Below are 11,518 nucleotides of genomic sequence, written 5' to 3' on the forward strand. Positions count from 1 at the left end.
CTCTGGTAGGCTGCATGGCTCCGATGCCTCGTCTTCTCGCGCCCTCCCAGGGCTGGCTGTTCAGTCCGGGAGTGGACCTGTCCGTCTTCGCTGGCAGCGCGCTCGTCTCCGTGGCTTTCGTGCTCGCCGCGCCCTGGCTGGGCGTGGCGGGCGACACGCCGCTATGGGCATGGCTGCTCTTCGTCGTCTGCGTGGACGTGGCCCACGTCTGGTCCACGCTGTTCCGCACCTATCTGGATCCGGACGAGCTGCGGACCCGCCCCGGGCTCTACCTGGGCGCGCCGCTGGCCGCCTACATGGCGGGCGTGCTCGCCCACCTGGTGTCGCCGGGCACGTTCTGGACGCTGTTCGCCTATGTCGCGCTCAGCCACTTCGTGCGGCAGCAGTACGGCTGGGTGGCGCTGTACGGCCGCAAGGCGCGCGTCTCCCCGCTGGAGCGGCGCCTGGATGCCGCTGCCATCTATGCCGCCACGCTGGGGCCCGTCATCTGGTGGCATGCGAACCTGCCGCGCGGCTTCTGGTGGTTCGTGCCCGGGGACTTCCTGTCGGGCCTGCCGTCCTGGGTGGGCACCGTGGGGCTGGGGATTCACGCGGGGGTGCTCTTCGCGTGGGCCGGCTTCCAGGCCGCGCGGGTGGTGCGCGGCGAGGGCGTGCAAGCGGGCAAGGTGCTGCTGGTGGTGGCGACGTGGGTGGCGTGGTTCGGCGGCATCGTCGTCGCGCGGGACGACTTCACGTTCACTGTGATGAACGTGGTGTTGCACGGCGTTCCCTACTTCGCGCTGCTCTTCCGCTATGCGCGGGGACGGCTGGAAGAGGGTGGTTACGGCGCGGGGGCGGCGCTGCTGCGCGCGGGGCTGCCGGGCTTCCTGCTGTTCCTGGTGGCGTTGGCCCTGGCGGAGGAGTTCCTGTGGGACCAGGCCGTGTGGCGCGAACACGGCGCGCTCTTCGGCGAGAGCCACATGACGCTGCCGCCGGACGTGTTGTCGCTCGTGGTGCCGCTGCTCGCGCTGCCGCAGGCCACGCACTATGTGCTGGATGCCTTCGTGTGGAAGCCGGGCCGACAGCCCGCGCTGCTGTCACGACTGGGCTGGGCACCGATGGCCACCCGACACGAGGGTCCACCATCTGGCATGAATCCCGTTTCGACCATGGCCATTCCTACACGGAGTGATTAATGCAGGAGGGGCCTATGTCCCGACTCCTACTCGTCTCGAATCGGCTTCCTGTCACCGTCAAGGTGGAGAAGGACACTGTCTCCGTGGTCCGCAGCGCGGGAGGCCTGGCCACCGGCCTTCGCCGTCCGCACGAACGCTCGGGGGGGCTGTGGATTGGCTGGCCCGGGGATGTCTCCCGCCTGTCGGAAAGCCAACGCGCCCGCGTGGACGCCCAGCTCGCGGAGCTGCGCTGCGTGCCGCTGACGCTGTCCGCCAGCGAGGTGAGCCGCTACTACGAAGGCTATTCCAACCGCGTTCTGTGGCCGCTGTGCCACTACATGCTGGAGCGCATTCCTCGCCAGGACCGCGATTGGGAGGTGTACCGCAAGGTCAACGAGCGCTTCGCGGACCTGGTGGCGAAGCACTACGAGCCCGGGGATACCATCTGGGTCCACGACTATCAGCTCATGCTGGTGCCCGGCATGTTGCGCCAGCGGCTGCCCGGCGCGCGCATCGGCTACTTCCACCACATCCCGTTTCCGTCGTCGGAAATCTTCAGCACGCTGCCGCGCCGGCGTGAGCTGCTCAAGGGGCTGCTGGGCGCGGACCTCATCGGCTTCCACACGGTGAGCTACGTGCGGCACTTCTCCGGAGCGCTGCTGCGGCACCTCGGGCTGGACACGGACATCGACCGTATCATCTGGGAGGGCCGCGACGTGCGCGTGGGCGCCTTCCCCATGGGCATCGACGCGCAGTCCTTCGAATCGATTGCGAGCGAGCCCGGCATGCAGGAGGAGGTGGCGAACCTGCGCCGGTCCTCCGAAGGACAGCGCATCCTGCTGGGCATCGACCGGCTGGACTACACCAAGGGCATTCCGCGGCGCCTCCTGGCGGTGCAGCGCGTGCTGGAGCGCACGCCCGCGTGGCGTGGCCGCCTGCGGTTCATCCAGGTGACGGTGCCCAGCCGGACCCAGGTGGAGGCGTACGCCAACTACCGCGAGCTGGTGAACGAGCTGGTGGGGCGCATCAATGGGCTCTACGGCACGGTGCACAACGTGCCCGTGCACTACCTCTACCGCTCATTCAACGAACGGCAGCTCGTGGGGTTGTACCGGGGCGCGGATGTGATGCTCGTCACGCCGGTGCGGGACGGGATGAACCTGGTGGCGAAGGAGTTCTGTGCGGCGCGTCCGGACGACGACGGTGTGCTGGTGCTCAGCGAGTTCGCGGGCGCCGCGGCGGAGCTAGGGGGCGCGCTCATCGTCAACCCCTACGACGTGGACGCCATGGCGGACGCCATCGAGAAAGCGCTGGGGATGGCGGAGGAGGAGCGCCGCACGCGCATGCACACGCTGCGCAAGCAGGTGAAGTCGCGGGACGTGCATTGGTGGACGTCCTCCTTCCTCGACCGGCTCCAGTCGCTGCCCGCGGTGGACGTGCGCGCCGAGGCGGGCGCGCCCGAGGCGCTGGCGCAGATGAAGCAGGCGGAGCGGCTGCAACTGCTCCTGGACTACGACGGGACGCTGGTGGGCTACGCGCCCCGGCCGGAGCTGGCCGCGCCGGATGCGGCGCTGAAGGAGTTGCTGGCGAAGCTGGTGGCCCGCCCCGGCATCTCGGTGAGCATCGTCAGCGGCCGGCCCAAGGACACGCTGGAGGAATGGTTGGGCGACCTGGCCATGGGCCTGTATGCCGAGCACGGCCTGTGGTCCCGCCCGGCGCCGGGCGAGGCGTGGCGGATGCTGGAGGGCGTGACGTTCGACTGGAAGGAGCGCGTGCGCCCCGAACTGGAGGCCTTCTCCGCGCGCGTGCCGGGCTCCTTCGTGGAGGAGAAGACAGCGTCGCTGGCGTGGCACTACCGCCTGGTGGACGCGGAGTTCGGCGCCATCCAGTCCCGCGAGCTGCGGCTGTACCTGGCGGAGAAGTTCGCCGGGCAGTCCATGGACATCCTCCCCGGGGACAAGGTGGTGGAGATTCGTCCGCGGGGCGTGCACAAGGGCCGCGTGGTGGGCGAGGCCACGAAGGACGCGGCGCCCGGCGCCCTCGTGGTGGCCATTGGCGATGACCGCACGGACGAGGACCTCTTCGCATCCATTCCGCCCGGCGGGCTCACCATCCACGCGGGCAACAAGCCCACGCGCGCGGCGTTCCGGGTGAAGGGCCCGGACGAGGTCCGCGCGCTGCTGGCGGGTCTGCTGGAGCCGTAACCACCGCGCGCCCGCCGGAGTATCGGCGGGCGCGGGCCTGCTCGCGTTCGCTACGGCGCTGAGGACGCGGTGCGGTTGGCCGCGTTCTGGATGAACACCCGGCGGCCGAAGGCGCGGTCCACGCGGCCGAGGAACTCGCGGAACGCGGGGTAGTCGTCCGCGGACACGCGCGCGGTGGTGAGGGCCACCTCGCCCTCGGCCACCAGCTTGCCGCCCTCCAGGCGGTAGTTCAGCTTGATGTGGCCGAACTTCGTCGTCTCCTCCACCGCCTGGGGCAGCTCCGCCACTGTCCAGCCCGCGGGCAGCGCGTAGCGCAGGAGGAAACCGTTGGTCCACGGGCTGGACATCACCAGGTCGAAGCGGCGCTGGGCCAGCGACGCATAGGCCTGCTGGTAGGTGCGCCCGGTGCCGAAGGGCAGGAAGCGCATGCCGTTGGGCAGCACCTCCGAGTAGCGCGGGATGCTCATCTTGAAGTCCAGCGCCACGTTGTCATCCAGCCGCGTGGTGTCGCTCAGCTTCACCTCGTGCACGGTGAGGCCGGGGAAGCTCTGCGCCCAGGCGCGCTCGAAGGTGGACTTGCGCGTGGCCTCCGGCCGGTAGGCGCGGCGGTAGTCGGGCGCGTGCTGCCCGCCCACGGAGCTGGCGCCGGTGATTTCAGCGCCGCCGTCCGCGCGGAGCGTCACGTCCAGCGACATGCGCGTGGCGTTGTCCGCCGCCTTCGCCTCCGGCGTGGTGAGGAAGATGCTCTTGCCGTTGGGCTCCACCACCAGCACGTTGGCCACCCGATCCGCGCTGGGCAGCTCGTTGGCGCCGTGGAACTCCGCGGTGCCGTCCAGGTACAGGTCGAACTTGGGCACGTAGGCGATGGCGTGGTTGAAGGCCGCCAGGCTCGCGGGCTCCTCGCCAATGGAGCCCAGGTTGCGCATGCGCAGCAGCACCAGCCGGCTCTCCACGCCCGCCACCTGGAGCATGGAGTGGATGAGGCTCGCCTTGTCCTTGCAGTCGCCGAAGCGGCGCGCCAGCACCCGGTCCACGCGGTAGGGCTTGAAGCCGTGGATGCCGAACTCCAGCGCCACGTAGCGCGTGTTCGTCACCACGAAGTTGTAGATGGCGCGCACCACCGCCAGCTCATTCTTCCGGTCCACGCCCTGGAGCACCTGGTCCACCGTCTGCCGCAGCTCCGCGTTGGGCTGGAGCTGGTCGCGCACCAGGCCCCACCAGTAGCGGCCCACCTGGTCCCACGTCTGGTAGGTGGAGACGTGGAGGTTCTGCGCCACCTCCGCCCAGCCGGGCATGCCGGGCTCCGGCACCACCTTGGCGACGTGCTTGGAGTTCCAGCGATACAGCACGCGGCCGGCGTCCAGCGTCTCCTGCGCGCTCTCCACGCCGGTCAGCTTGCTCTTGTTCCAATACAGGGGCCGTGCCTGCGGCATGTCCACCAGGTACTGGAAGCGCACCTTCGGATAGACGCCCTGCACGCTCTCCACGTCACCCCAGTAGTCCGACAGGAGGTTGTCCTGCGCGGTGTCGTCCAGGCGGTACGTCAGCTCGAGCGTGTCGCCCGCCGCCAGCGAGGGGAAGGAGAGAATCTTGGCGCGGGCGTCGTAGTACATGCCCGTCCACGGCTCGTTGATGTTGCGCTCGTTCTCACCGTAGCTCTCCACCACGGAGCCATCCGCCTTGATGACGCGGGCGCGCAGCACGCGCACCTCCTGGCGGTCCGGCGAATAGGTGACGGGGATGGTGCGGAACGCGTCCACGCCGCGCGAGTTGAAGACCTTGACCACCGTCTGGTGCAGGCGGCTGGACAGGCCGCTCTGCTGGACGCGCACGTAGGTGTTGTCCACCAGGTAGAGGGCGTCCTCGTGGACGTAGGCCTCAGACTCCTTGGCCAGCGGCTGGGCGTCCACCAGGTACTGCATGCCGGTGCCGGTGCTCTCTCCCTTGAGAGTGCGCAGGGCCTCCTTCAGGCCCGGGTTCTGCGGGCGCAGCGCCAGCGAGCGCTCGAACGAGGCCAGCGCCGGCTCGCGGCGGCCCGCGGCCAGCAGGGCGCGGCCCTCGCGCTCGTAGACTTCCGGCTCGTCCGGGGACAGCGCGCGGGACTCGGCGAAGAGGGCGACGGCTTCCTCCACCGCGCCGTTGCTGGCCTTCATCTCCGCCAGCCGCACGCGGGAGCCATTGTCGAAGGGGTTGAGCTTCACCAGCTGCGCGTACTCGCGCTGGGCGGACTCCACCTGCCCGGCCTCCGCCAGCATCGTGGCGAGCATGTGGCGCGTGGTGGTGTCGTCGAAGCGCAGCGCCAGCACCACGCGCATCCGGTCCATGGCCTCTCGGCCGCGGTCGAGCTGCCGGGACACCTGGGCCGCGGCGCGCACCGCGCGAGGCACGCGGGGCTGCAGGCGGAACGTCTCCTCCACCAGGGCGTGGGCCTTGGGGCGCTCGCCCAGGGCTTCATGCGCGCGCGCCAGCACCAGCCGCGCGTTGACGTCATCCGGCGTCTTCTCCAGCACGGGTGCCACCAGCGGCTGCACGCGCTCGGGGTGGCCGCGGTCCAGCTCGTGGTCGGCCAGCGCCACGCGCGCCTCCGGCAGGGCAGGGTCGGCGGCGATGGCGGCTTCCAGGAAGCGGCGGCGCTCGTTCAGGTCATCCCGCTGCGCCTGGGCGGCGAGCAACTGGAGCCGGGCGTCCTTGGGGGCTTCTTCCGCGGCGCGCGCGGCCTCGGCGCTGGCGGTGTGCTCGCGCTCGTCATACGCGCGGAAGAAGCCCAGCACCCGGGCGTAGTCGCCGCGCAGCGCGGCGTCATCCGGGTTCTTCTCCACCATCGCGCGCAGGGCGGAGGTGAGGGTGGGCAGAGGCTGGGGCTGCGGCGCGGTGCCTTTCTCCAGGGCGGGCGCCTTCGCCGGCAGCGTCGCGCGCACGGTGGGCGACTCCTGGCGCAGGTAGAAACCCAGCGGGCCGGACTCCTGGCACACCTTCACGAGCACGCGGTTGAGGCCCTTGCGCAGCTTCACGGACACGCGGGACTGGTCCGGGCGCGGCAGGTTGTAGCGGTCCTCCTTCGCGGCGAGCTGCCCGTTCACCCAAAGTCGGAACGCGCCGGACGTGCCCACGCCCAGCGACACGCGCGACTCCTGGGAGGACTCCAGCCAGGTGACGGCGTAGGCCACGGACTCGCGGTTGGGGCGGATGGCGGTGGCCAGGTCGATGTAGCCATCCGCGGTGTTCGCCGTCAGCTTGCGCCAGGTGGTGTTGCCGCCCTTGGCCGCGGGGTAGGTGGCGGACAGGTCCAGGTTGGCGGCCTCGGGGCCGAAGTCGGTGTCACAGCCGGACTTGCCTTCGTTCTCGAAGCCGCCGGTGACGTAGTAGTCGCCCACGTAGCCCAGCCACTGCTTCACCTCGTTGGCGCGCACCAGCCGTCCCCGGGCGCGCTCGGTGTCCAGCAGGAGCATCTGCGCGGTGGCGCGGGTATTCGGGTCCGAGGTGCGGCGGGAGGCCACGTAGGCGTAGGTGCTCAGCAGGGGCGTGAGGTCCTCCACCTCGTCCACCAGCGCGTGCATCCGCAGCAGGCTGGCGGCGCTTCGGGGGGAGGAGGCCTGCTTCATCGCCTCGGCCGCATGGACGCGAGCGGTCTCATCCGCGGCCGGCTTCGCCTGCGCCCACAACGGGCAGGTGAGCACGAGGACTGCGGCCAGCAATGTGAAGCGGGACATCCGTTCTCCTGGGTGGACGGCTTGCGGTAAGGGGCGCCGGCCCCGGGCAGGGGCGTCGACGCGGATGAACAGGCGAACCCTTCTAGGGCTTCCCCTGCTTGGTCATCGTACGATGGAGGATGGGGTGGGGACAGGTGCGCACTACTCCAGGGACGGGAGGATGACGCCGAAGTGTTCGACGAGCGCGCGCCGCAGGGCGTCTTCGTCGGGGAGAGGCTGCTCCGTCCGGACCCCGCTCCGGGTGAGGACGAGTGTGCCCTCCTTGGCGGTGATGCGCCCCTCTGGCGTCGCCCGGGTGCACAGCCGCCGCTGGGTGAAGATGGAGTCCGGGGAGGTCTGGTGGTAGCGGCACATGCCCTCGAAGTCCGCGAGCTGGCGGGGCACGAGGGAGAGGCGGTACTCCGACTCCCATCCGGAGGGCTTCTCACTCCAGAGGATGAGGTCGTCGCCCTCCGGTGAGAGCCGGTACGCGCGGCCGGAGCGCACCTGGACGTCGTGGGTGTCCAGGCGCAGGGGCTCGGTGAAGCACTCACCGAAGCCGACATCCGCCAACCAGCGTCCCTGTTCATCCTCCACCTGGAGGGCCAGGTGGTCGAACTCGGGGCCGTAGGCGCTGCCATCCGGGGCCGTGGCCACGCCCGCGGACAGCAGCGTCACCCGGTGGCCCAGCGCCGTCAGCAGCCGGGCGAAGAGGCCGTTGAGCTCGTAGCAGAAGCCGCCGCGCCGCTGGACGACGACCTTCTCGAAGAGGGCGTCCGTGTCGAGTTGGATGGGTCGCTTCAGGTGGATGTCCAGGTTCTCGAAGGGCACGGCCTCCAAGTGGGCCCGGTGCAGCCTCGTGAGGGACTGCTCCGCCCCCACGCCGATTCGCTCCAGGTAGCGCGCGACGTCGAACATGGGGGAACTGTGTCACGCGAGGGCGGAGACGGGTCAGACATTGAAGAGACGGATGGCAGCCGTGGCGGCGGCGTCCGCGGCGGGTACGCCCGCACTGGCCGCCGCCGCAGCGGCCAGGGGGGCGCTTCGAGGCTCGAGCGCCCGGACGGTGGCCATGGCCGCGGCTGCTTCTTCCGATGCGCCCGAAGCCCGCATCGACGCGGACTCGGCGATGGCCACGGAGATGGGATGGGCCATGCCCACGCTGAGGCTTTGGGCGGCCTGGTCCACCGGCCCCGCGGGAATGCCGATGGCTGAAGCGCTGGCCGCGGCCGCGACCGCGCGGTGATTGGCGGTACCGCCCACGGCGAGCTGGGTGACGACCATGGCCGCGGCGACGGTGGCACATGCGAGCGGGGTGGCGCCCGCGACCAGTGCCGTGTTGGCATCGGTGGCGGCGGTGACGCCGGCCAGGGCAATGGTCCCGGCCGCCGCGTTCGCCGCGAGCGCCGGAACACCCGCGGCCGCCGCGGCCGCCGCGTAACAGGCCGCCGATTGCGCCGCGGTCGGCAGCGTCAATGCATCCGCCGTGACGAGGGCGGCGGCCGCCGCCACCGCCGCGGCTGCCTCCGCGCTGGAATTCGCGACGGTGGCGGCCGTCACCGCGGTGTTGCCGACGGCGGGCACGAGGACGCCCGTGAGGGTGGTGGCCGCGGCTTCAGCGGCGGCGGCCGCGCCTCCCATCGCGGCGGTGACGGCGGCTGCCGCCGATGCGTAACAGACGGCGGCGTCCCCAAGCGCCGGGGGGGCCGCCCCGGTGGCTGTCAGCACGGCAGATGCGGCTGTCACGGCGGCGGCGGCTGTCGGCGTGGAGGCAGCCACGAGGCCAGCGACAGCGGCTGGGTTGGGGTGGATGGCGCCGCCCGCGAGCGTGGCGGCGCAGACATTCACCGCGGCCTGGGCGATGCCCGGCACGGTGGCGGCCGCGGCGGCATGACAGGTGCTCGCGTCCGCCGCGGTTGGCGGAGTCACGCCCGCGTGGGCCATGCCCGCTTCCGCAGCGACGACCGCGGCGATGGCCGGAAGCGTGATGCCCGCCGTACCCAGGAGGAGGGCATAGTGCGCCGCGACCGGGGGGCCCGCCGAGATGGCGTTGGCCACCGCATCCAGCCTCGCGGGAAGTGGGGCCCCTCCGGCCATGGCGGAGATGGCGGCCACCCTGGCGGCGACGGGCGCTGGCAGGTTCGCGCCCAACGCGCAGGCATGAGCGCTTCCGACGATGGCCGCCGCGAAGTTGTCAATCCCGATACCGGCGGCCGCCGCCAGGGCCGCGTTGAGGGCCGCTGCGCCCGTGCCTCCCAGGAAGGGAAGCGCCACGGTCGCGGTGACAGCGGTGTGGGGCAGTTCTCCCAGACTCACCGCCAGCGCGGCCACCACCGCGGCGAGGTCCGCCGGGGGCAGGGCGAGTGGGGCGGCCAGCACCGCGGCATGGGCTGCCGTGACGGCCTCGGCGGCCGATGGCGGGACGCCCCCGAGCATCGCGGCCGCCGGAGAGAGAGGCCCACCCCTGACGACGTCCCCTCGTGCCGTGGCGGTGGTCCACCAGGCCGCGAGGACCGCTTGGGTCACGAGGATGCATGCGCTCGTGGCATGGGCCGCGGCGACTCCCGCGACCGCTGCCCTGGCGAAGGGCACGGCGGCCCGGGCCGCGATGGCGGGCTCCAGGCTCCGACGGGCCGCTCGCGCGGCTGGAACGCCCTGCCGGCCCAGTTGCGCGGCGTTGACGGGACCTGCCGCGGGGGCCGTGGCGGCGGCCGCGGCGGGGACCACGCCGATGGCGGTGGCCACGGCCGTGGCTGGTGCTGTTCCCGCTCCCACGGCCGCGGCGGCCCGGGCCGCGGCGACCTCCTTGCAGCCATGGCAGGTCCGCGAAAGGGTGCCCGTGACGGCGGAGGCCGGACGCAGCGGTCCTTCGTAGAACGGGGCCAGCTCCCACCCCAAGGCGTGGTGCCCTCGAGGGCTGTTGTCTGGTTGTGCGCTCTGGTCCGCGTGCATGCTGGTGTTGCGGCGCACCACCCAACCCCGGCGCTGGTACTTGTCGATGGCGAGGTGGGCGGGATGCCCCACGCCCTGAGAGAGATACCGGTGCGCGAAGGGAGGTACCGCCGCCGCGCCGCCCGTCTGGGTGGCGACGCCGTAGGAATAGCCGATGCGGTCCGCTGCCGCGTGTGCGAGCCCGGCGGCGGGAGGTGCGCCCGCCGCCTGACCGTTTTGTGCCGCGCGCGCCGCCTCGACGACCGCGGCCACTTCGGAGAGAGAGGCCGCGGGCCCGATGGCCGCGAGGGCGGCGGCAATCTCAACCAACGCGAGCGGAAACTTCGGGAGCGACTGGCCGCGAGACACCAGGGCATCCAGGATGATTTCGGGAAGGACGGGCGAGGGGGCGAAGGCGTTGGCCACCGCGAAGGGGGCATTCGCCGGGTCGATGGGCGCGCTCCGCGCGAGCCCCAGCGCGGCCTGAACCGCCGCCAGCGGCGGGTTGGGAATGGCGGCGACAGCGGTGGCGAAATAGGGATGGGTCACCGCGGGGAGGTTGGCAATCCCCGCTCCGGCGAGGGCCGCCACGGTGCCCCCGGCGCCGGTGGTGATGCTCAGGCGGGAGGCCTGGACGATGGCGGTGGCGGTCGGGACGGAGATGGTTCCGCCTTGGGCGATGCTCCGCCGCACGGCCACGGCCGCGGCGACGGCCTGCAGGACGGGTTGGGGCGCTCCGGGCCTCGCGCCGACGTGCGCCTGCTCCACGGCTCTGCGCGCTGATGCGGTGCGGTGGGCGTTGGGGAGATCCCTGGCCATGAGGACGGCCGCAGTGGCCGCCCTGACCACCTGGGGGCCTCCTGGCACCGCCACCACGGGGCCCAGTCCTGGCACCGCCGCCGCAGCGCCACCGCCCAATGCGGCCGTCACCGTGGCCCACGCCGCCGCCGTTCCTCCGACCAGGACGGGCACGGGGAGCGGGGCGCCCGCGGACACGGCCCCCAGTTGGACGAACTGCGCTTGTGGCGTGTTCGGGGCGGCGTTCTCCAGGACCACCGCCGCGGCCGCTGCACGGGCCACCATGAGCGGGGTGAAGAGCCCCGCGGAGGCGGCATCGGCAGCGCGTTCCGCCGCGGCGGCCAGGTTCGCCAGGTTCGCGGGCAATGGGAGTGGGAGCGCCGCCGCCGTTCCTCCGACCAGGACGGGCACGGGGAGCGGGGCGCCCGCGGACACGGCCCCCAGTTGGACGAACTGCGCTTGTGGCGTGTTCGGGGCGGCGTTCTCCAGGACCACCGCCGCGGCCGCTGCACGGGCCACCATGAGCGGGGTGAAGAGCCCCGCGGAGGCGGCATCGGCAGCGCGTTCCGCCGCGGCGGCCAGGTTCGCCAGGTTCGCGGGCAATGGGAGTGGGAGCGCCGCCGCCGTTCCTCCGACCAGGACGGGCACGGGGAGCGGGGCGCCCGCGGACACGGCCCCCAGTTGGACGAACTGCGCTTGTGGCGTGTTCGGGGCGGCGTTCTCCAGGACCACCGCCGCGGCC

The 11,518-nt window shown here is 72.0% G+C and carries 4 protein-coding genes and 1 pseudogene; 2 read left to right on the top strand and 3 right to left on the bottom strand.

Going from position 1 to position 11,518, the window contains the following annotated elements:
• Nucleotides 1–23 precede the first annotated feature (23 nt).
• Complete coding sequence (locus tag F8M74_RS32740) at nt 24–1,175, top strand: hypothetical protein (protein ID WP_141257017.1); 1,152 nt, start codon at nt 24–26, stop codon at nt 1,173–1,175.
• Between the two features lie 14 nt (nt 1,176–1,189).
• Nucleotides 1,190–3,358, top strand: coding sequence for a bifunctional alpha,alpha-trehalose-phosphate synthase (UDP-forming)/trehalose-phosphatase (locus F8M74_RS32745; protein ID WP_141257016.1), 2,169 nt, complete (start codon nt 1,190–1,192; stop codon nt 3,356–3,358).
• A gap of 50 nt (nt 3,359–3,408) precedes the next feature.
• Here F8M74_RS32745 and F8M74_RS32750 read toward each other — a convergent pair whose 3' ends face one another.
• From F8M74_RS32750 to F8M74_RS32760, 3 genes and pseudogenes are all read right to left on the bottom strand, one after another.
• Entirely contained in the window at nt 3,409–7,068 is a 3,660-nt protein-coding gene (locus tag F8M74_RS32750) for a DUF3857 domain-containing protein (protein ID WP_141257015.1), read from the bottom strand.
• Between the two features lie 141 nt (nt 7,069–7,209).
• Entirely contained in the window at nt 7,210–7,965 is a 756-nt protein-coding gene (locus tag F8M74_RS32755; RefSeq protein ID WP_141257014.1) for an arylamine N-acetyltransferase, read from the bottom strand.
• 33 nt (nt 7,966–7,998) lie between these two features.
• Nucleotides 7,999–11,518, bottom strand: a pseudogene (locus tag F8M74_RS32760) (flagellar hook-length control protein FliK); the annotation flags it as partial.

The organism is Myxococcus sp. CA023 (assembly GCF_010998615.1).
Classification (GTDB): Bacteria; Myxococcota; Myxococcia; order Myxococcales; family Myxococcaceae; genus Myxococcus.